Origin of the sequence: Mesorhizobium sp. M1006 (assembly GCF_040318825.1) — a bacterium.
GTDB lineage: Bacteria > Pseudomonadota > Alphaproteobacteria > Rhizobiales > Rhizobiaceae > Mesorhizobium.
In genome coordinates, this window is the sequence record NZ_JAMYMZ010000045.1 from 19,823 (window position 1) to 41,550 (window position 21,728).

The following is a 21,728-nucleotide window of genomic DNA, read 5'->3' on the forward strand; positions in this document are numbered from 1 at the left end:
GGAGGAGCGGTCGCTCTTCCCCTCGGCAACGAAGGACCCAGCAAAGCCGCAAGATGAAGCGTTCAGTTCCTTTCGAGATATTCCGCTATGCCGCGATCCTTGCGGCGATGGCGGTGACGCTGGTGCCGATCCTGTGGATGGTGTCGATGGCGTTCAAGCCGATCGCCGAATGGTCGGCGACCGGCGCCGACCTGACATGGTGGCCGAAGAACCCGACACTCAGCAATTTCCGTTTCGTCTTCGGTGAGTCGACCAACAATCTGATCGTCGCCCTCGACCGCACAGCTTTGCAGCCGATCCTGTCGTCGCTGCTGTCGGCCACATTCGGTACGGCAATCGCCATGTCGGCGGGCACCGCGGCGGCCTACGGTCTGTCGCGCTTCGGCTCGGGCCAGAACCTGCCGCTGGCGCTGATCCAGCTTCGCCTGTTTCCGCCGATGGCGGTCATGACCCCGGTGATGATCATGTCGGCCTTCCTCAACTTCACCGACAGCTGGTGGGGGCTGTCGTTGATCTACGGCATCGTCACGCTGCCTTTCGCCTTCTGGCTGATGAAGACCTTCTTCGACGACATGCCGCGCGAGATCGAGGAGGCGGCGCTGGTCGAGGGCTGCTCGCGGTGGCGCGTCTTCATCCGCATCACGCTGCCGATGATGCGCGCGCCGCTGGCCAGTGCCGCGTTGTTCGTCTTCATTCTCAACTGGTCGGACTATCTGATTGCGCTGCTTCTGACGACGCGCGAATGGGTGACGGTCCCTGTCTACATGGCCTCGCTGTCCTCCTCGATGACCGGCCAACTCTACGGCGCCAAGGCGGCGCTCGGCCTGATAGCCGCAGTGCCGCCTGTCATCATGGGCATCGCCATCCAGCGCCATCTGGTGCGCGGACTGACCTTCGGGGCGCTCAAGCAATGAGCGCGGTGACTGCGACGATTTCGGAGGGCGACATGCAAGCCTCCAAAGCGGCGTCGGTGCTGCCGGACGAGGGCGCAAAGCTCGGCTTCCGGCTGACGCTGCCGGCGCAGATCCTGGTGCTGTTCATCGCCGTCTTCCCGCTCCTGATGCAGCTCTACATCAGCCTGACCGACTGGTCGCCGCTGTCGGGCACCGGCTGGTGGAACGCCTGGTCGATGTGGAACAGTTTCGCCAACTACACCGACCTTGCCGCCGATGCGCGCTTCTGGAGCGCGCTGAAGCGCACGGCCATCGTCATGATCGTCTGCGTGCCGGCGGAGTTCCTGCTCGGCTTGGCGCTCGCGACACTGTTTGCGGACGAGTTCCCCGGCAAGCGGATCTTCTACTCGATCCTCTTGATGCCGATGATGGTGGTGCCGGCGGTGGCCGGCTACATGTTCTTCATGCTGTTTCAGTCGGGCGGCCCGGTCAACGACATCCTGTCGGCGATCTCAGGCTTTCCCGTCACCATCGCCTGGCTGTCGGACCCGACGCTGGCGCTCGTCGCCGTCATGGTCGCCGACATCTGGCAATGGACGCCGCTGATGTTCCTGATCCTGCTTGCCGGCCTGGTCGGCGTGCCTGAGGACCAGATCAAGGCGGCGACGCTGCTCGGTGCCAACCCTTGGCAGCGATTCATCACCATCGTGCTGCCGAAGATGAAGACGATCATCATCATCGCGCTGGCGATCAGGGTGATCGAGAACTTCAAGATCTTCGACACGCTCTACATCATGACCGGCGGCGGTCCTGGCGTCGCTACCGAAACCATCTCCGTTTACATCTACAAGCTCACCACCCAGGACCTGATCTGGGGCTATGTGGCGGCAATCGCGCTGGCCATATTGATCGTGCTGTCCATCGCCGCGGTGTTTGCCATGAAACGCATGGCTCGGGTACGCGAGGTGGCGGCCTGATGAGCACCATCCATCTGCAGAACCTGGTCAAGAAATTTGGCGATTTCACCGCGCTGAAGACGATGGACCTGGCCATTGCCGACGGCGAGTTCATGGCGCTGCTGGGGCCGTCCGGCTGCGGCAAGTCGACGACGATGAACATGATCGCCGGCATGGAAGAGCCGACCAGCGGCAAGATAATGTTCGGCGAGCGCGACATGGCCGGCGTGCCGATGGGGCGGCGCGGCGTCGGCTTCGTCTTCCAGAACTATGCGATCTTCACTCATATGAGCGTGCGGCAGAACCTCGCCTACGGGCCGAAAATGCGCGGCGCACCAAAGGCCGAGATCGGCCGCCGTGTCGGCGCCATTGCCGAGATGCTGCAACTGACGCCGCTGCTCGACCGCAAGGCGGACAGACTGTCGGTCAACATATTGCAGCGGGTGGCGATCGGCCGTTCGGCGATCATGGAGCCGGCGATCTTCCTGCTCGACGAGCCGCTGTCCAATGTCGATGCCGCCTTCCGGGCGGTGATGCGGACCGAATTGAAGCAGTTGCAGCGGCAGTTCCGGCAGACCATGGTCTACGTCACCCACGACCAGCTCGAAGCGATGACCATGGCCGACCGCATCGCGGTGATGGACCACGGCGTGCTGCAGCAGGTCGGCACGCCACTGGAAGTCTACAACGATCCGGCCAATGTCTTCGTCGCCCGCTTCATCGGCGCGCCGGGCATGAACCTGCTCAAGGGCTGGCCGGCGGAAAGCGACCGTGGCCTGGTCGTCGATCTCGGCCCGCTCGGCGTGACACCGCCGCTGCCGGTCGAGATCGCCGATGCCGTACGCAGGATGCGCGGCGAGGTGTTTTATGGCTTTCGACCGGAGCAGGTGACGCTGGCTGAAGACGGCCGTGGCCTGTCCATGCCGGTGAGTTTCGTCGAGCGGATCGGCGCGCGCACCATCATCCACCTTGGCGACGGCGAGACTGCGGTGAAGGCGGTGTTCGACAATGATGTCGGGCTGGCGATCGGGCAGACAACCGTCGTCGCACCTGCGGTGGAGGCGGTGCGTGTCTTCGACGCCGTCACCGGCCTCGCCTTGAGAGCGGGCTGAGACCATGGCCGATATCGCCTTCCGCAATGTGACCAAACGCTACGGCAACACGCTCGCCGTCGACGACGCCTCGTTCACTGTCAACGACAATGAGTTCTTCTGCTTCTTCGGGCCGCCGCTGTCGGGCAAGTCGACGATACTGCGTCTGGTGCTCGGGCTGGAAACCCCGGACGCGGGCGAGATCCTGATCGGCGGAAAGCCGGTCAACACGGTGTCGCCGGCCGAGCGCAACGTCGCCATGGTGTTCCAGAATTTGGCGCTGTTTCCGCATATGAGCGCGCGCGCCAACATCCGCTTTCCGCTGGTCGAACGCCGGGTCGCCGAAGCCGAGATCGAAAAGCGCGTCGCCGACGTCGCGGCCAAGCTGCATATCGGCCATATCCTGCACAAGCCGCCGGCACAGCTTTCAGGCGGCGAGCGGCAGCGCGTGGCGATCGCCCGTGCGCTGGTGCGCGACCCGGCCGCCTATCTGATGGACGACCCGATTTCGGCGCTCGACGCCCGGCTGCGCGAGGAAACGCGGGTCGAGCTGAAGCGCATCCAGCGCGAGCTCGGCAAGACGCTGATCTATGTCACGCACGACCAGGAAGAAGCGATGTCGGTCGCCGACCGAATGGCCATTCTGGAGAACGGCAAGATCAGGCAGATCGGCGCGCCGGCCGAGATCTATGACCGGCCAGCCAGCACCTATGTGGCGCGGCTGCTCGGGTCGCCGATGATGAACATATTGAAGTCGGTGCACGGCGCCGAAGGCGTGGAGGCGGCGGAAGGCACGATCCGCATCGCGGATGCCGGTGCCCCGGCCGATGCCGTGGAAATTGGACTCAGGCCGGAAGACATCAAGGTCAAGGCCTGGTCGGAGGGGGGCGCGGGCCGCCCGGCGCGAGTGTTCGAGGTCGAGCCGCTCGGCGGCTACACCGTTGTGACGCTCGCCGCCGGGCAGGCGCGTCTGCGGGCGCTGTTGCGCGGCCAGCCGGACATCAGGCCGGACGCGATGGTGGCGATATCCTGCGAGCCGGGCAGGGTGCATTATTTCGGACAGAGCGGGGGAGCGCTGGCAAGATGACGGCGGCGGCAAGGAACGAGCTTCGGGAGGAACATATGGCAAGCCAAGAAATGGCGGGCAACGGCTTCGAGCCGGACGTTAAAGTCCGCACCAGGGAATACAGGATCGGCTGCGTCGGCGCCGGCATGATCATGGCCGAATGTCACCTTGCCGCCTACAAGGAAGCCGGTTTCCCCGTGGTGGCGATTGCCTCGCGGACCAAGGCCAGCGCCGAGAAGGTCGCCAAACGCTGGGATATCCCAACCGTCCACGACACGCCGGAACAGCTCATCGAGGACAAGAACGTCGAGATCATCGACCTTGCCTTTCCACCGGACCAGCAGCCGGCGCTGATCCGCCATGCTCTGAAGCAGGCACATATCAAGGCGATCCTGGCGCAGAAGCCATTGGCGCTGTCCCTTGAAGAGGCCGTCAAACTTCGCGACGAGGCGGCCAAGGCAGGCAAGATCCTCTCGGTCAACCAGAACATGCGTTACGACCAGTCGATGCGCGTCTTGAAGCAGATCATCGATAGCGGCGCGCTCGGCGACATCGTTTTCGCCCAGATCGACATGCATGCGATCCCGCACTGGCAGAGCTTCCTCGAGGACTATGACCGGCTGACGCTCGCCAATATGAGCGTCCATCATCTCGACGTACTGCGGTTCCTGTTCGGCGATCCCCTGGAGATCACCACCCTGACCCGCAAGGACCCGCGCACCCGCTTCGACCATTCGGACGGCATCACCGTGTCGACGATCAAGTTCCCGTCGGGCGTGCTTGCCGTATCGCTTGAGGATGTCTGGTCCGGTCCGCGCCAGGAGGACTACAAGGACGACCAGCACATCAATTGGCGCGTCGACGGCACCAAGGGCGTCGCCAAGGGCACCATCGGCTGGCCGACTGGCGCTGCCTCGACGCTGACCTATGCCTCGACCGAGACTACCGGTGGTGAATGGGTGACACCCAGCTGGGACACGATGTGGTTCCCGCATGCTTTTATCGGCGTCATGGAGCAGCTCCAGCACGCGGTCAAGACGGGCGAGCCGCCGGCGCTGTCGGTCGCCGACAACGTCAAGACTATGGCGCTGGTCGAAGCCGGCTATCGTTCGATCGACAAGGGCCGGACAGTCAAACTTTCCGAAATATCAACTGACTGAATCACTTACAGGGAGGACTTCACACCATGATGCAGGCAGGTATTTTCACGGGTTATTTCCCGTATGGCCTCAAGGAGACCGCGCAGAAGATCCGGGCGCTCGATTTCAACACCGTGCAGCTTGACCTGCATTTCAGGGATATCGACCTTTCCGCCGGACAGATCACCAGGGACAAGGCCAAGACTGTCCGCGACACGTTCCGCGACCACAATCTGCCGATCTGCTGCGTATCGGGCTACACCAACATCATCCATCCGGATATGGGCGAGCGCGAGAGGCGCGTCGGCTATTTGAAGGAGATCATCCGCAACGCACGCCATTTCGGCACCCCTTACGTGATCTCGGAAACCGGTACCTACAACACCGAGTCCGACTGGGTGCATCACCCGAAGAACAAGACCGAGGAAGGTTTTGAGGAATGCCGCAAGGTCATCGCCGACCTTGCCCAGACCGCCTATGACCACGGCGCGGTCTTCCTGCTCGAGACCTATGTCAACAATGTCGTCGGCTCGGTCGAGGAGACGGTGAGGATGTTCGCGCAGGTCGACCACCCAGGCCTCGGCCTGCTGATGGACCCGACCAACTATTTCGAAACGCACAACATCGACAGGATGGACCAGATCCTGAACCAGGTGTTCGACACGCTGACCGACAAGATCAAGATAGCCCACGCCAAGGACGTCAAACGCTCCGGCGGCGACAAGTCGGAGAAGCACGCCGACATCGGCGACGAGGACGCGCTGGAAAGCCACACTTTCCGCGGCGTCGGCGAGATCGAGCTGCCGGCGCCCGGTCTCGGTTCGCTGAACTACGACCTCTATCTCAAGCGGCTGGCCGAAAAGCACCCGAACATCCCGGTCATCATCGAACATCTTTCGGAAGACGACGTGCCGCGCGCCAAGAAATTCCTCGACGGGAAATTCCGCGCCAACGGACTGTGATGGCGCGGTTCGGCTACGAAACAAGGGAGGAAGAGAAATGTTGAAATTCGCGTTGAAAATCGCTGCCGCGGCGACCGTTCTCGCCGGTGTTGCGCTGGGTACGCCGGCGCTGGCGCAGGACGCCCAGAAGACGTTCTATCTGCTGTCGCATGGCGGCCCGTCGGATGCCTTCTGGATCGACTGGAATGCCGGCGCCACCAAGGCCTGCGACCAGCTCAAGGTGACCTGCAAGATCTCGTTCAGCGGTGGCGACATGGCGGCGCAGAAGGAGGCCTTCAACTCCGCACTTGCCGCCAAGCCGGACGGCATCGCCACGACCTCGGCGCAGCCCGGCCTGTGGACCGAGGAGGTCAAGGCAGCGAAGGCGGCCGGTATCCCGATCGTGTTCTTCAACACCGACGATCCGGCAACCGGCCGTCAGGCCTATGTCGGCGCCGACCTTAAGGAAGCCGGTGTCATCTGGGCGAAATATCTGGTCGACCACAAGATGGTGAAGCAGGGCGACAAAGTGTTCCTGCCGGTCGAAGTGCCGGGCGCCAGCTACCAGCAGCTCGAGACCGAAGGCATAGCCAGCGTCTTCGATCCGCTCGGCATCAAATATGATGTGGTCGATTGCGGCACCGATCCGGCCGGCATCATCGCCAAGATGACCGACTACATGGTCGCCAACAACCCGCCGGCAATCATCGCGCTCGGCGATTCCGTCGCGGCCAGCGTCAAGCGGGTGTTCGACGGCGCCGGCGTGCCGGCCGGCAAGATCCCGGTCGTCGGCTGGGGCAATTCGAAGGAAACGGCCGAGTCAGTGAAGTCTGGGTTCATCAACGCGGCTGCCTGGCAGTTCCCATCGGCGCAGGGCTTCATGCCGGTGGCGCTGCTCGGGTTGGCCGCCGCTGGCGAACCGATCGGCTACGACATCCACACGTTCAGTCTCTACGACGCGTCGAGCGTCGAACCGATCCTGAAACTCTACAACAAGTGATTGGAACTGACGCTCGCCGCGCAGGCGGCGGGCGTCACCTTGAGATATGGTCGAAACAGTCATGACAATTGCCGCAGAAGAGGAAATGCCGCGTGCCAAACGCAGGTCGAGCCTGATGCGCTCGCCGCAGTTCTCTTCGCTCGTCATCCTGATTGTCCTGCTGGCGGTGTTCGCGATCGCCGACGCCAATTTCCTGTCGCCGCTCAACATCTCCAACATGATGGCGTTCCTGCCCGAGCTCGGCATCATCGCGCTCGGCATGACGCTGCTTCTGACGGCGGGCGAGTTCGACCTTTCGGTCGGTGCCGTGTTCGGGCTGGCGCCGGTCGTCGTCATGCTGCTGGTGCAGAACGGCGGCTTTGATATTGGCGTCGCGCTGCTGGCCGGCCTGCTGCTCTGCATAGCCATCGGCGCGATCAACGGGCTGATCGTCACCAAGATCGGCATTTCGTCCTTCCTGGTGACGCTGTCGATGTTGCTCGTCGTGCGCGGGGCAGCGCTCTACATCACGCAAGGATTTCCGCTGAAATCCTGGGACCGGCCGGGCTTCTTCGTGACGCTGCTGGCCGGCAGCTTCAATATCGGAACGTTCCGTTTCTATACCTCGCTGTGGTGGTTCATCGGCCTGTCGCTACTGGCGATCTATGTGCTGCGCTACGCCAAGCTCGGCAACTGGATCAGCGCTATCGGCTCGAACCGTAACGCTGCCGTGGCGCGTGGTGTGCCGGCCGATGCGGTCAAGATCTGGCTGTTCATCCTGACCTCGGTGCTTGCCGGTCTCGCCGGCATGATCAGCGCCTTCCGCATCTCTGCCGCCTCGCCGGTGGCCGGCACCGGCTACGAGATCGAAGTGATCGCCATGGTGGTGGTTGGCGGCACCGCGCTGACCGGTGGACGCGGCACCATTTTAGGCACCATCGTCGGCGCGCTGATGCTGCGCAGCATCCGCAACGGCATCGTGCTGATCGGCGTGCCAGGGCTCGCCTACAACATCTTCGTCGGCGTCATCATCCTTGCCATGCTCATCCTGCACGCTTTGCTGCAGAAGAACGCCGCCAGGAGCTGATCATGGAAGTGCTTCGGCTGCAGAATTTGCAAAAATCCTTCGGCAGCGTCCGCGCCCTGAAGAACGCGTCCTTCGCGCTCAACGAGGGCGAAGTGGTGGCCTTGCTCGGTGACAACGGCGCCGGCAAATCGACGCTGATCAAGGCGATCTCGGGCGTGTTTCCGGTCGATCGCGGCGAGATCTATGTGCGCGGCCAGAAGGTCTCCATCCGCTCGACGCGCGACGCGATGGATCTCGGCATCGAGACCATCCACCAGGACACCTCGCTGGCGCCCGACCTCAGCATCGCGCGCAATCTTTTCCTCGGCCGCGAGCCGGTCAATCTCAAATGGATGGGCGTGTTCGCACCGCTCGATCTTGCCAAATTGCGCGATGCCGCCTCGGCGCTTTTGAAGCGCGTCGGCATCTCGAAGAAACTCGACGCCGATGCGCTGGTCAGCACGCTGTCGGGCGGCGAGCGCCAATCGATCGCCATTTCGCGTGCCATGCAATTTGCCGCCAAGGTCATCATCCTCGACGAGCCGACCAACAATCTCGGCGTCGAGGAAACGCACGGTGTGCTGCGCTTCGTCAAGGAAGTGCGCGACGCCGGTCACTCGGTGCTTTTGATCACCCACAACATCCATCACGTCTTCCAGGTCGCCGATCGCATCATCGTCATGCGCCGCGGCGAGATCGTCGCCGAGCAGACGGTCGCCGACACCGATCTGCTGACCGTGGAAAGCATCATCACCGGTGCCGACATGTCGGCCCTGCTCAAGGAGACGAGAGCGAAGTGAAGGACGGGAGCAAAGTGAAAGAACTGGCCGTCACATGGTAGAGCTTTACGGCAAGACGCTGTCGCGCCGGCAGGTCTCGGAACGCTCGGGCATGCTGTCGCAGTTCGCCGGCGTGCGGCTGATGACGCTTGGCGACGGCATCGAGCGCGGCATCCGCATGCTCGAATTCCGCACCGGCTCCGGCCTGCGCTTCACCGCGCTGGTCGACCGGGCGCTCGATATCGCCGATTGCGACTTCAGGGGCCAGGCGATCGGCTGGCACTCGCCGAGCGGTTTTCGCCATCCCGGCCTGCACGAATATGAAGGCGAGGAGGGATTGGCGTGGGCGCGGTCGTTTTCCGGCCTTCTGCTGACCTGCGGCCTCGACCATATATTGTTCATGAACGAAGTACCGGCCGATACCTACAACTACCCGCCGAAGAAGACGGTGCGCCATTCGCTGCACGGCCGTGTCAGCACCATTCCGGCGCGGCTGACCGGCTATGGCGAGACCTGGGACGGCGACCGCTGCCTGTTGTGGGCCGAAGGCATCGTCCAGCAATCGACTGTATTCGGCGAGGATCTGCACCTGCTGCGGCGGATCGAGGCCGATGTCGGCGGCAACGAGATCCGGCTTTCGGACCGTGTCGTCAATCACGGTTTCAACCGTACGCCGCATATGTATTTCTACCACATCAATGTCAGTCATCCGGTGCTCGACGAGGGATCGCGCTACCTGGCGCCGATCCGCGACGTCGTCTGGGCCGGGCATGCCGGCGAGCGCTATGAAGCGCAGAAGGTCGGCTACCGCACGGTGCCGGCGCCGCAACCGGGATTCAAGGAACAGGTCTGGCAGCATGAACTCGGCGCCGACAGCACCGGCGAAGTCCCGGTGGCGGTGGTCAACGACAGGCTCGGCCTCGGCTTCGAGGTGGTCACGCGCAAGGACCAGTTGCCTTGCGCCTATCAATGGCAGAATTTCCAGGCCGGGCAGTACGCGCTGGGCATCGAGCCGTCGACGCATCATGTGCTGGGCAATCTGGCGGCGCGCGAACGCGGCGAGATGATCTGGCTGGAGCATGGCGAGAGCCGCTCCTACGATGCGGCGTTCCGGGTCCTCGACGGCGCCGGCGAGATCGCCGCCGCCGAAAGCCGGATCGCTGCAATCGCCAGGCAGCCGCAGCAGGATTATCCCCAGCCGTCGGGCCGTTTTCCTGTTCTTGGAGGCAGGTCGTGATAATGGCGAAGACGATACGGGACACCAGTTGGGAGGCTGGTTCCGGCCGGAGCGGGGAGGGTTCGCGGCCGATCGGGAATTGGAGGTCACAATGGCTGGCACGGTAAAGCGCGATTACAGCCTGGTCGGCGAAAGCACGCGCAGGGCGATCGAGACGGGACTGGCCTCGGCGGAGTGGTACCACACGGATGTCCCCCGCAAGGCGATCAAGGAGTTGATGCAGCGCTCAGACGGTCCGGCGATCCGCGACACGATCATCTGGATCGTCGCCATCCTCGGCTCCGCCGCCGGCGCCATCTATTTCTGGGGTACCTGGTGGTGCGTGCCGTTCTTCTTCGTCTACGGCGTGCTCTACGGCTCGTCCAGCGACTCGCGCTGGCACGAATGCGGCCATGGCACTGCCTTCCGCACGCGCTGGATGAACGATGTCGTCTACCAGGTCGCCAGCTTCATGCTGATGCGCAACCCGGTGACCTGGCGCTGGAGCCATGCCCGCCACCACACCGACACCATCATCGTCGGCCGCGACGCCGAGATCGCCGTGATGCGCCCGCCGGACCTTTTGCGTGCGGCGCTGGCTTTCACCGGCATCCTCGATTTTCGCTATTCGCTTCCGGCACTGGTACGCCAGGCGTTCGGCAAGCTGACGCCCGACGAGAAAAGCTACGTTCCCGAGATGGAACAGCACAAGGCCGTCATCGCGGCGCGCTGGCATATTGCCATCTACATCGCCACGATAGCACTCGCCCTCTACCTGCAGTCGTGGGTGCCGGTGGTGCTTATCGGCGTGCCGCGCCTTTACGGCACCTGGCACATGGTGATGACCGGCCTGCTGCAGCACATCGGTCTGGCCGACAATGTCGTCGATCACCGGCTCAACACCCGTACCGTGTACATGAACCCGATCAGCCGGTTCATCTACTGGAACATGAACTACCACGTCGAGCACCACATGTTTCCGATGGTGCCTTATCACGCGCTGCCCAGGCTGCATGAACTGATCAAGCACGATCTGCCGGAGCCGAACCCGTCGATATGGCATGCCTATCGCGAGGTCTGGCCTGTCCTGCTCAGGCAGCTCAAATACGAGGATTATTTCCTCAAGCGCGAACTGCCGCCAACCGCACGGCCCTATCGTGGCGAATTCCACGAAGTGAACATGTCGGCAGCGGCTGAGTAGGTACTGCGCACCAGCGCAACGCAGAAATTTCAGGAGAGATAGAGATGGCCGATTGGGTCGAAGCGTGCGCCGTGGACGATGTCGAAGAGGAAGATGTCATCCGCTTCGACCATGGCGGCCGCACCTTCGCGATCTACCGTTCGCCGGACGATGAATTCTTCGCCACCGATGGGTTTTGTACGCATGAGAAGGCGCATCTGGCCGATGGGCTTGTGATGGACGACATCATCGAATGCCCCAAGCACAATGGCCGCTTCAATTATAAGACCGGGCAGGCGAAGGGCGCTCCCGTTTGCGTCAATCTCGCGACCTATCCAGTCAAGGTGGAAGCTGGCAAGGTGATGATCCAGATCGCCTGACCGGCCTTCTGTCACGTAGCAAAGGGAACCAAAATCCATGAGCCGGAAAAGACCGACCGTCGCAGACCTGCGTGCCATGAAGGGCAAGCGGCAGCTGACCATGCTGCGCGTGCTGACGATGGACGAGGCCGAGGCCGCCGAACGCGCCGGCGTCGATATCGTCTCGGTGCCGCCGGAGTTGGTGCTCAATCCGCAATACCGCGATGCGGCACCCAGCCTGTTCACCATGCCGGGCGAGAATTTCTTCGAAATCGGCACCGCCGATGATTTCGTCCGCTGGGCGTTCCGGCTCTACAAGGCCAGCGCCGATGCGGTCTATTGCAGCGCCGGGTACGCCACCATCAAGCGGATGGCCGACGATGCCATTCCGGTGATCGGCCATGTCGGCCTCATCCCGTCACGCGCCACCTGGACGGGCGGCTTCAAGGCTGTCGGCAAGACCGCCGATACCGCCATGCAGGTGTTCGAGGCGGTGAAGCAACTGGAGGCCGCCGGCGCGATCGGCGCCGAGATCGAGGTGGTGCCGGTCGAGGTGGCCAAGGCGATTTCGGAACGCACGTCGCTGATCATGCTGTCGATGGGAGCGGGCACCGGCTGTGACGCGCAGTATCTGTTCGCCGACGACATCCTCGGCCAGAACCGTGGCCACATGCCGCGCCATTCCAAGGTCTATCGCAATTTCGCCGCCGAATACGATCGCCTGCAGGCCGAACGAATCGCTGCCTTCTCCGAATATGTCGCCGATGTGAACAGCCTGGCCTATCCCGAAGACAGGCACGTCGTGCACATGGACCCGGACCAGCTCAGCCTGTTCCTGGAGAAGATCGAAGCCGCATAAGACGCCCCGGCAGCGGCACAAAGCATCATCGCGGATCGTGAAAGGCCGGTTCGGCGCCAGGGCCGGGTCATCGCATGGCCGGCTGCGATGCCACACGAAAGTTTGTTGAACCAGGTCTGGACGGCACCGGCCAGATACTGTTGAAACCGGTGGGTCATCGGTTTGCCGGATAATTGTGCGGTTGCCGATGGAGCGGGTGAAAATTCCCCTTCGGGCAGTTCTGTGCATGACCGCCATTCCCGAAAACAAAGCCTTGCCCGAAACCGCGCCGGCGGCGCGGCAAGCCCGGCGGGTGGCGCTGATCGTCGCCGTCGCCTTCTTCATGCAGCTTCTGGATTCGACCATCATCTCGACATCGCTGCCGCAGATGGGAGAATCCTTCGGCGTGCCGGCGGTGGCGATGAGCATCGGCATCACCGTTTATATGCTGACCATGGCGGTATTCGTGCCGCTGTCCGGCTGGCTCGCCGACCGTTTTGGCGCGCGCAACATCTTCCTCGTGGCGATCGCCCTGTTCACATTGGCCTCGCTCGTTTGCGGCATCTCACAGAATCTGGCCGAGTTCGTCGCCGCACGCGCGGTTCAGGGCCTGGGCAGCGCGCTGATGACGCCGGTCGGCCGCATCCTGGTGCTGCGCAACGCGCCGAAATCCGAGCTTCTCAACGCCACGGCGCTGATCACCTGGCCGGCGCTGTTTGCGCCGGTGGTCGGGCCGGTGCTTGGCGGCTTCATCACCACCTATCTCTCCTGGCACTGGAATTTCTTCATCAACATCCCGCTTGGCGTTGCCGGTTTGGCACTGGTCGCCCGCTTCATTCCCGGCGACCGCGAAGCTGGGGCCAAGCCCCTCGACTGGCCGGGCTTCCTGCTGACCTCGGTGGGGCTCGCCGCGATGCTCTATGGCCTCGAGCGCATCGCGCATCCGGAAGAGGGTGTGTTGCCGACCGTGGCACTGCTCGGCACGGGCATTTTGGTCGGCTGGCTGGCGGTGCGGCATCTGCGACGCGCCAACCATCCGCTGCTCGATCTCACAGCTTTCAAGGTGCAGACCTTCGCCATCTCGACGCTGTCGGCCGGCACGATTTTCCGGATCGCCATCAACGCCACGCCGTTCCTGCTGCCGCTTTTGTTCCAGGTCGGCTTCGGCCTGAGCCCGGTCGATGCGGGCATGATGATCCTGGCCTATTTCCTCGGCAATCTCGGCATGAAGGCGGTGACGACGCCGACGCTGAGGCGCTTCGGCTTCCGTTCGGTGCTGATCGTCAACGGGGTGATCGCCTCCTTGTCGATCATGGCCTGCGCGGCGCTTTCGCCGCAGACGCCGCAAGCGTTGGTGGTGGCGCTGATGCTGATCGCCGGACTGTCGCGCTCGATGCAGTTCACCGCGCTGAACACGCTGGCCTTCGCCGATGTGGCCTCACCGCAGCGCAGCTCGGCGGCGACGTTGTCCAGCATGCTGCAGCAGGTGGCGATGCTGTTCGGCGTAGCGGTCGCCGCGGCACTGCTCAACCTGTCGCAGATCGCCAGGGGCGCTGCGGCGCTCGATCTCGTCGACTTCCGACTCGCCTTCGTGGCGATCGGCGCAATCGGGCTCGTCGCCTCGTGTCGCTTCCTGGCGTTGCCGAAGGCTGCCGGCGCCGAGGTCTCGGGCCATGTTTTGCGGATTTGACGCAGGAATCCAGCGGCAATCGCGGACATAAATTATGCCTGCTTCGCTCGTTCCGGAGCAAACCTTTGCCGGCGGTCCGATCGGCGCGATCAATTGCAAAACAGCTTGAGTTCCCGGCATTGCGCCAGCCTCGCCAATCGGTGCATCCAAGCGCGGAATTTCGTCGCAAGCCGGCCTGCAATGCACGGATTCATTTGACGAATTGGTCTTGAGCCGATTAGCTTTCGTTCCGATGGCCGCAGAGGGAGCAGGGCGTAGCCATCGCGGGTGAAAGCGGGCAATGAACGCGACCGGCTGGCTAAACTGGAGAAGCCTGAACCAAGAGGGCATTGTCTTTGCCATCGCGGTTGTGCTGTTCATTGCCGCCGCCATCGGACTGCCCGGGTTTATCAATTCGAACAATCTCGTTGCCATCGTGCGCTCGGTCTCGGTGCTGGGCATATTGGCGCTCGGCATGGCGGTCGTTATCATCGGCAGGGGCATCGATCTCTCGGCGGTGGCGATCATGGCGATGTCGGTCGCGTGGTATCTGCAACTGCTGAATTCGGGGATGCCCGACGGGCTGGCCTTCGCCTATGTGCTCGCCGGTGTTCTCGCCATCGGGCTGTTGAACGGAATCCTGGTCGCCTATGCCGAGGTCCCGGCGATCTTCGTGACGCTGGCGACCGCGTCCTTCGTCTTCGGCTATGTGCGTTCACAATTGATCACGCAGGACGCCGTGCCGGTGCCGCCCGGCCATTGGGTCGAGCTTCTGGGCGGGCTGCGTTTCCTCGACATCCCGGTCGAGGTGTTTGTCTTCGCCGGGCTGGCTTTCGCCTTCTTCCTGTTCCTGCGCTACACCAAATGGGGCCGCTACGTCTATTTCGCCGGCGACAACCCGGTCGCGGCGCGCAATATCGGCATTCCAGTGCGCCCGATGCTGGTGCTGCGCTACGTGCTGTCGGCCCTGGTCTCGCTGGTGGCTGGCCTGCTCACCGCCGCCAGCCTGCATTCAATCAACACCCGCATCGTCAATTCCACGCTGCTCTACGACATCGTGCTGGTGGCGGTGATCGGCGGCATCGGTCTGTCGGGCGGGCGGGGCGGGGTGCGCAACGTGCTGGTGGGTGCCGCGCTGATCGGCATCCTGCTCAACGCCATGACCATCATCGACATTCCGCTGCTCTATCAGAACCTGATCAAGGCCGCGATCCTGCTGGCGGCGATCATCGTCGATGGGTTCATCAATCCGCGCGACGAGCAGACCGCGCAGCAAGGCGACATTTAGACTGACGCGAACGGTTGGGGCCGGCCGCGAACGACATACCAAACCAGAGGATGTGACATGAAAATCATCAGGACATTTATGGCTGCCGCGGCAGCGCTTGCCATCTCCGCCTTCGTGGCGCCGGGCTTCGCTGCAGAAGATCCGGGTCCGGCCGCCTATTCGCAAGCGCTCAAGGGCAAGCGTGTGATGCTGGTGCCGATGGCGATGGGCTTCGACCTGGCACAGGGCTGGGCGCATTACCTGAAGACGGAGGTCGAGGCCTGGGGCGGCGTGTTCGAGACGCGTGATCCGAACTGGGTGGTCGATGCCGGCGCGCAGGCGATAACCGACGCAATCTCGTCGGACGCCAGGCCGGACGTGCTGATCATCCATTCGCCGGACCTCAATTCCTATGCCAAGCTGATGAAGAAGGCGCAGGCGGCCGGCACCTATGTGCTTTTGGTCGACAATCCGGCGAACTTCCCGGCCGATGCCTTTGTCGGCAGCGACTGGGATCGCCTCGGCCAGTTGGAAGCCGAAGCGGCGATCAAGGGTTGTGGGCCGAACTCCTCCAAGAAGATCGGGCTGGTGCAGGGCGACCAGGCCAACTCATCGAGCCTCTACCAGTATGCCGGCATCATGAAGGTGCTGGACAAGAACGCGGACTTCAAGGTCGTGGCCAAGCCGGACTCCAACTGGGATGCGACGACCTCGCGCAACGTGACGACGACAATGCTGCAGCAGAACCCCGACATCTGCGCCATCATCGATTTCTGGGATGGTGACGCGACCGGCGCATCGGCTGCGATCCGCGATGCCAAGCTCGAGGGCAAGGTGTTCCTGGTCACCACCGGTGGCGGCGAGAAAACCGCCGACTGCGACAAGCTGCAGGACGGCACCTATGGCGCGGTGGTGATGACCGACCTTGCCCGCCAGTCGGGTGACATGAACGCCGTCATAAAATTCCTGTTGCAGAGCGGCCAGCCGGCCGGCACCTCGCACACCTACATCTACACGCTGGAGAAGGCGACGACCAAGGCCGACCTCAAGCCGGACAGCTGCTGGGATTTGAAAGCACTGCAAGCCGAAGCTGCGGCCAAGTAGGCCGGCTTTCCTGAGCTTCGCGCTGCCCCTCATCCGCCTGCCGGCACCTTCTCCCCGTATAGTGACGGAGAGAAGGGATACGCTCCAACGCTGGCGACCCCCTCTCCCCGTCTCTATACGGGGAGAGGGTAAGGGTGAGGGGCAGCGCAAACCTGAGGCGATTGTTCTGCGGATAGCCCGGCCCCTTTTTCCCTTTTCTCTCGAATAGCAGCAACCGATGTCCTTTCGCGAACGCCTCCAGTCCTGGCGCTACAATCTCGTGCCCGACCATCTCGTCGGCGAGATATTGAGCAAACGCTGGACCGACAACGCCATTCCGTTCCTGGCGCTGGTGGCGACGCTCGGCGTGTTCGGTTCGATCATTCCCGGCTTCTTCAAGCCGATGTCGCTACAGGAATCGACCCGCCAGCTCGGCGAGTTCTCGCTGGTCGTCACCGGCATGACGGTGGTCATGCTTGGCGGCGGCATCGACCTTTCGGTCGGCTCGATCTTCGCGCTGTCCTGCTTTTCCGCCGTCTTCGTCTTCTTCATCCTCGAACAATCGGTGTGGCTGGCGCTGGTCGCCTCGATCGCCACCGGCCTGCTGTTCGGCGCGATCAACGGTTACCTGATCGGCTATTTCAGGCTGCGCGCTTTCCTGACGACACTGGTCACCTTCATCTTCGGGCGGGCGCTGTTCGACATACTGGTCACCACCTATGCCGCCGACGTCCAGCTTTCCGATGCCACATCGGATGTGCTGGACTTCATCGGCGACGATACCTTCTGGGGCCTGTCGGTCGCAGTGTGGGCGGCGATTATCCTGGCGATTATTACGCATGTCGCGCTGACGCGCTCGCGGCCCGGCTGGCATGTGCAGGCGGTGGGCGGGTCGCGGCGATCGGCTCACAATGCCGGCATCCGCGTACGCCGCACCGTGTTCATGACTTATGTGTTCTCCGGCTTCTGCGCCTCGCTCGGCGGCTTCCTCATCGCCTGCCGGCTGAGCGGGGCAGGGCCGGGCACAGGCCTCAACCTCGAGGTCATGGCACTGACAGCGGCGGTCGTCGGCGGCGTCAGCCTGGGCGGCGGCCGCGGTTCGGTGATCAAGGGGCTGATGGGCGCGATCATCGTGCTGACGATGACCAACGGCCTGATCCGGCTGGGCTATGGCACCGGCACTAACCAGATGGTGCTGGGCATCATGCTGGCCGTCGCCGTCACCATCGACATTCGCTGGCTGAAGAACCGCCACAAGGTGCTGGACGAGGTCTATGTCGCACCGGTCTATCTGAAAATGGGCGCAACGCAGTCGGCCGCACCGGGTTCCGGCACGCCTTACGAGCTCGACAACCGGCTGTCTGGGGCTGACCATATCGGGCTCGGCGAGCTGGAAGGGCCGGAAGACGTCATCCTCGACCGCGACGACCATCTCTATTGCGGCACCAGGCATGGCGAGATCGTCCGCTTCTTCGCGCCGGACTACAAACGTTCGGAGGTCTTTGCGCATATTGGCGGCTTTCCGCTCGGCCTGGCCTTCGACAAGACAGGCAATCTGATCAGCTGTGTCGGCGCGATGGGCCTCTATTCGGTCTCGCCGCAGCGCGAGGTGAAGCGGCTTTCGGCGGAAACGTCGCGCTCCTGGACCTCGATCGTCGACGATGCGCGGTTGCGCGACCCCAATGATTGCGACATCGCGCCGGACGGCCGCATCTACTTCACCGATTCCACCAAGCGCTATGACGCGCACGACTGGGCGCTGGATTCGATCGAGAACCGCGCCACCGGGCGGCTGCTCGTCTGTGATCCGACGGACGGTTCGACCAAGACATTGCTCGACGGCTACCGTTACACCAACGGCGTCTGCATGGCGCATGACGGCAAGTCGCTGTTCTTCGCCGAAAGCTGGGCCTGCCGCGTGCACCGCTACTGGCTGGAAGGGCCGAAGGCGGGCGTTGCCGAATGCGTCATCCGCGACATGCCTGGCTACCCCGACAACATCAACCGAGCGTCAGACGGCAATTACTGGATGGCCTGGCTCGGCATGCGCACGCCGAGCTTCGACCTGTCGCTGCGCCATCCCGACATGCGCAAGCGCATGACGCGCCGGCTGCCGCAGGACGAATGGCTTTTTCCCAACATCAACACCGGCGGTGTGGTAAAATTCAACGAGAACGGCGGCATCGTCGAGGCGATGGGCGACCTGTCGGGCGCCGCGCATCCGATGGTGACTTCGATGCGCGAGCATAAGGGTTTTCTGTTCGTCGGCGGCATCCTCAACAACCGCATCGGCCGCTACCGGATTGCCGGCGCCGACCCGAACTGGACCAGCCCCGCTTCTTACTGGGGTGCCAAGCCATGATGCTGGACCCGATCCTCGACATCTTTCGCGGCAAGGCAGTGACCATCCCGCCGCTTGATGGCGCCTTCAGGCCGAACACGCTGCTGGACGATGTTGCGGCCTTCGCCGAACTGCCCGAGCCCGACAATCTGCTGGTCGCCGACGGCCGGCTGCTGGCGTCCAGCGGCAATGCCCTCTACGCGCTCGCCGCCGGTGGCGCGCCTGTTCTGGTCGAGACATTTCCCGCCGCCGTCACCGCGCTCGCGCGCTCGCCCGCCGGCGAACTGACGGTCGGGCTCGAAAGCGGCAGGCTGCTGATTGCAGGCAAGGAGGCCGCCCTGCCGGCCGAGATCCGCTGCATAACAGCACTCGCCTACGCAGAAGATGGCACGCTTTGGCTGGCCAATGGCTCGGCCGAACACGCGCCGTCGGAATGGGCCGCCGATCTGATGAAGAAGGGTGCGTCGGGTTCGCTGTGGAAGCGCGATCCGGCAGGCAGCGAATTCCGCAAGCTCGCCGGTGACATCGCCTTTCCCTATGGGCTGCATCCAACCGGCAAGGACGTGTTGGTCGGCGAGAGCTGGCGGCACCAACTCGTCCGCTTCGACGGCGCGACAGGCAGCCGCTCGACGGTGCTGGCGCATCTGCCCGGCTATCCCGCGCGGCTATCGCCCGCCGCCGATGGCGGTGCCTGGCTGGCGCTGTTTGCGCCCCGGAACCGTCTGATCGAATTCGTGCTGCAGGAAACGCACTATCGGAACGACATGCTGGCGCAAGTGTCGCCGCAACACTGGATCGCGCCGGCGCTCGCCTCCAACCGCAGCTTCCTCGAGCCGCTGCAATGCGGCGGCATCCGCACCATGGGCATCCACAAGCCGTGGTCGCCGAGCCGCTCTTACGGGCTGGTGGTCAGGCTCGATCGGGAGATGCGGCCGCAATTCAGCCTGCACAGCCGCGCCAACGGCACGCGCCACGGCATCTGCAGCGTGGCGGAGACAGACGGTCGCCTTTTCATTGCCTCGAAAGGCGGCGATTGCCTGCTGGCCATTGATCTGGCTTCAGGAGGGCATCGCTGATGGAACCGATCGTCCGACTGGAGAACGTGACCAAGACCTATCGCGGCGTGCCCGCGGTGAAGAATGTCAGCTTCGAACTGCGCAAAGGCGAGATCCACGCGCTGCTCGGCGAGAATGGTGCTGGAAAATCGACGCTGACCAAGATCATCGCCGGCGTCGTCGACGCGACATCGGGAACGATGTTCCACAAGGGCCAGGAGATCGCCTACGCCTCGCCGCATGCGGCACTTGAAGCCGGCATCGCCATGGTGTTCCAGGAAACCAGCCTGGTGCCGTCGATGACGGTGGCGCAGAACCTCTACCTCGGCACGGAGCGCTTTCTCAACCGGCTGCGCGGCACCTATATCTCGGCGCAGCAGTTCCTGCAGTCGCTGAATTTTCCCGTCGACCCCAATGCCATGGTGGCGACGCTGGGCGCCGCCAAGCGGCAGATGGTCGAGATCGCGCGCGCCGTCCACCACAATGCCGAGATCATCATCTTCGACGAGCCGACGGCGACGCTGACGCCAGAGGAAAAGCGGCACTTCTTCGCGCTGATCCGCCGGCTTAAGGCAAGGGGCGTGTCGATCGTCTTCATCAGCCATGCGCTCGAGGAGGCGCTTGATATCGCCGACCGCATCACCATCCTGCGCGACGGCGAGCTGGTGATCACCGACGATACCGCCGCCTTCGATCGCGACAGGATCGTCGCGGCGATGGTCGGGCGCACGCTGTCGGGGCAGCTCTACAGCCAGCGCGACGAGACCAGGCTGCGCAAGGCCGGCAAGAAGGTGCTGTCGGTGCAGGACATCTCGATGAGCAATGTCGTGCGCAACAATTCCTTCTCGATCTTCGAGGGCCAGATCACCGGCGTGTTCGGGCTGATCGGCTCGGGCCGCACCGAGACATTCAAGATCGTCTCCGGCATCTACAAGCGCGACTTCCTGCGCGGCGGCACCATCGAGCTGGACGACCGGCCGGTGCGCTATCTCGTGCCGAGCGAGGCGGTGGCGGACGGCATCGTCTATGTCACCGAAGATCGCAAGAGCGAGGGGATTTTCGAGACGATGGACGTCGCCGAGAACCTGTTCGGCGGCTTTTTGGCGGCGGGGCGGGAAAAGAGCTGGGTAATCAACGCGCAGGAGATGCGGGCGCTGTCTGCCGAATGGACCAGGACGCTGAACGTCAAGGCGATCAACGATAATGCGCGCGTGATCGAGCTTTCCGGAGGCAACCAGCAGAAGGTGGTGATCGGCAAGGGGCTGGTGCAAAAGCCGCGCATCGTCATCTTCGACGAGCCGACGCGCGGCGTCGATGTCGGCGCCATCGCCGAGATCCACCAGATCATCAACCGGCTGGCCGACGAGGGCCTGGCCGTCGTCGTCATCTCGTCCTACCTGCCGGAGATCATGAACCTGTCCGACCGCATCCTGGTCTGCCGGCAAGGCCGCATCGTCGAGGAGTTCTCGCCTGCCGAGGCGACGGAGGAGAAGATCATGTACGCTGCGGTGCATTAGGTTCCCGGGCGCGGAAGGTTGACATTTGGACGGTTTTTGCGCCGGCGGATCGTACACTTTGGAGATTGGCCGAGGCGCCCGTCGTTTCGTCATCCTGGGGCGAAGCAAGGAGCGAAGCGACGCGGCGCAGATCCCAGGATCCATGCCGCTACATCAGAGCGCTGCAGCGGTGCAGCATCCTGCTCCGCTGCACCCTTCGGCTAAGGTCACGGCATGATGGGGTGGACGGCGCCCGACGGCATCGGATGTGCCAGAATGAGTTCGTTGAGATCTCAAACAAGGGAGCCGTCCGT

The 21,728-nt window shown here is 63.3% G+C and carries 19 protein-coding genes; all 19 read left to right on the top strand.

Annotated features, from left to right (window positions below; all coding sequences use genetic code 11):
• Positions 1-53: 53 nt before the first annotated feature.
• The 19 genes from NKH60_RS28100 to NKH60_RS28190 all read left to right on the top strand — a co-directional run bounded on the left by NKH60_RS28100 (position 54) and on the right by NKH60_RS28190 (position 21,435).
• On the top strand, positions 54-914 hold the full coding sequence (locus NKH60_RS28100; RefSeq protein ID WP_352835174.1) for a carbohydrate ABC transporter permease: 861 nt from the start codon (positions 54-56) through the stop codon (positions 912-914).
• A complete protein-coding gene (locus NKH60_RS28105) occupies positions 911-1,870 on the top strand; it encodes a carbohydrate ABC transporter permease (RefSeq protein ID WP_352835170.1) in 960 nt (319 codons plus the stop codon). The genes NKH60_RS28100 and NKH60_RS28105 overlap by 4 nt, the downstream gene beginning before the upstream one ends.
• The gene (locus tag NKH60_RS28110) at positions 1,870-2,961 is read left to right on the top strand and encodes an ABC transporter ATP-binding protein (protein ID WP_352835168.1); all 1,092 of its coding nucleotides are present in this window, start codon (positions 1,870-1,872) and stop codon (positions 2,959-2,961) included. Before NKH60_RS28105 ends, NKH60_RS28110 begins: the two co-directional genes overlap by 1 nt.
• A gap of 4 nt (positions 2,962-2,965) precedes the next feature.
• Entirely contained in the window at positions 2,966-4,027 is a 1,062-nt protein-coding gene (locus NKH60_RS28115; protein WP_352835165.1) for an ABC transporter ATP-binding protein, read from the top strand.
• A gap of 50 nt (positions 4,028-4,077) precedes the next feature.
• Positions 4,078-5,166: a Gfo/Idh/MocA family protein gene (locus NKH60_RS28120; protein WP_352835237.1), complete on the top strand. Its 1,089-nt coding sequence runs from the start codon at positions 4,078-4,080 to the stop codon at positions 5,164-5,166.
• Between the two features lie 26 nt (positions 5,167-5,192).
• Positions 5,193-6,107: a sugar phosphate isomerase/epimerase family protein gene (locus NKH60_RS28125; protein WP_292661966.1), complete on the top strand. Its 915-nt coding sequence runs from the start codon at positions 5,193-5,195 to the stop codon at positions 6,105-6,107.
• Between the two features lie 37 nt (positions 6,108-6,144).
• Complete coding sequence (locus NKH60_RS28130) at positions 6,145-7,086, top strand: sugar ABC transporter substrate-binding protein (protein WP_023675781.1); 942 nt, start codon at positions 6,145-6,147, stop codon at positions 7,084-7,086.
• Positions 7,087-7,147: 61 nt separating this feature from the next.
• Positions 7,148-8,152, top strand: a complete 1,005-nt coding sequence (locus NKH60_RS28135; protein WP_352874199.1) for an ABC transporter permease — start codon at positions 7,148-7,150, stop codon at positions 8,150-8,152.
• Entirely contained in the window at positions 8,149-8,931 is a 783-nt protein-coding gene (locus tag NKH60_RS28140; protein ID WP_352835234.1) for an ATP-binding cassette domain-containing protein, read from the top strand. Before NKH60_RS28135 ends, NKH60_RS28140 begins: the two co-directional genes overlap by 4 nt.
• Before the next feature lie 34 nt (positions 8,932-8,965).
• Positions 8,966-10,147, top strand: a complete 1,182-nt coding sequence (locus NKH60_RS28145) for an aldose 1-epimerase family protein (protein ID WP_352835156.1) — start codon at positions 8,966-8,968, stop codon at positions 10,145-10,147.
• Positions 10,148-10,238: 91 nt separating this feature from the next.
• Positions 10,239-11,327 carry a fatty acid desaturase family protein gene (locus NKH60_RS28150; RefSeq protein ID WP_352835153.1) on the top strand — a complete coding sequence of 363 codons (1,089 nt, stop codon included), beginning with the start codon at positions 10,239-10,241 and terminating at the stop codon, positions 11,325-11,327.
• A 44-nt stretch (positions 11,328-11,371) separates the two neighbouring features.
• Positions 11,372-11,686 carry a MocE family 2Fe-2S type ferredoxin gene (locus tag NKH60_RS28155; RefSeq protein ID WP_023675786.1) on the top strand — a complete coding sequence of 105 codons (315 nt, stop codon included), beginning with the start codon at positions 11,372-11,374 and terminating at the stop codon, positions 11,684-11,686.
• Positions 11,687-11,723: 37 nt separating this feature from the next.
• The gene (locus NKH60_RS28160) at positions 11,724-12,524 is read left to right on the top strand and encodes a 3-methyl-2-oxobutanoate hydroxymethyltransferase (RefSeq protein WP_023675787.1); all 801 of its coding nucleotides are present in this window, start codon (positions 11,724-11,726) and stop codon (positions 12,522-12,524) included.
• 226 nt (positions 12,525-12,750) lie between these two features.
• Positions 12,751-14,193, top strand: a complete 1,443-nt coding sequence (locus NKH60_RS28165) for a DHA2 family efflux MFS transporter permease subunit (RefSeq protein WP_352835150.1) — start codon at positions 12,751-12,753, stop codon at positions 14,191-14,193.
• Between the two features lie 280 nt (positions 14,194-14,473).
• Entirely contained in the window at positions 14,474-15,460 is a 987-nt protein-coding gene (locus tag NKH60_RS28170; RefSeq protein WP_352452739.1) for an ABC transporter permease, read from the top strand.
• Between the two features lie 57 nt (positions 15,461-15,517).
• Positions 15,518-16,543, top strand: a complete 1,026-nt coding sequence (locus NKH60_RS28175) for a sugar ABC transporter substrate-binding protein (RefSeq protein WP_352835147.1) — start codon at positions 15,518-15,520, stop codon at positions 16,541-16,543.
• Positions 16,544-16,760: 217 nt separating this feature from the next.
• Complete coding sequence (locus NKH60_RS28180; protein ID WP_352835145.1) at positions 16,761-18,884, top strand: ABC transporter permease; 2,124 nt, start codon at positions 16,761-16,763, stop codon at positions 18,882-18,884.
• Positions 18,881-19,939 carry a hypothetical protein gene (locus tag NKH60_RS28185; protein ID WP_352474242.1) on the top strand — a complete coding sequence of 353 codons (1,059 nt, stop codon included), beginning with the start codon at positions 18,881-18,883 and terminating at the stop codon, positions 19,937-19,939. Before NKH60_RS28180 ends, NKH60_RS28185 begins: the two co-directional genes overlap by 4 nt.
• Positions 19,939-21,435, top strand: coding sequence for a sugar ABC transporter ATP-binding protein (locus NKH60_RS28190; RefSeq protein ID WP_352771376.1), 1,497 nt, complete (start codon positions 19,939-19,941; stop codon positions 21,433-21,435). The genes NKH60_RS28185 and NKH60_RS28190 overlap by 1 nt, the downstream gene beginning before the upstream one ends.
• Positions 21,436-21,728 lie beyond the last annotated feature (293 nt).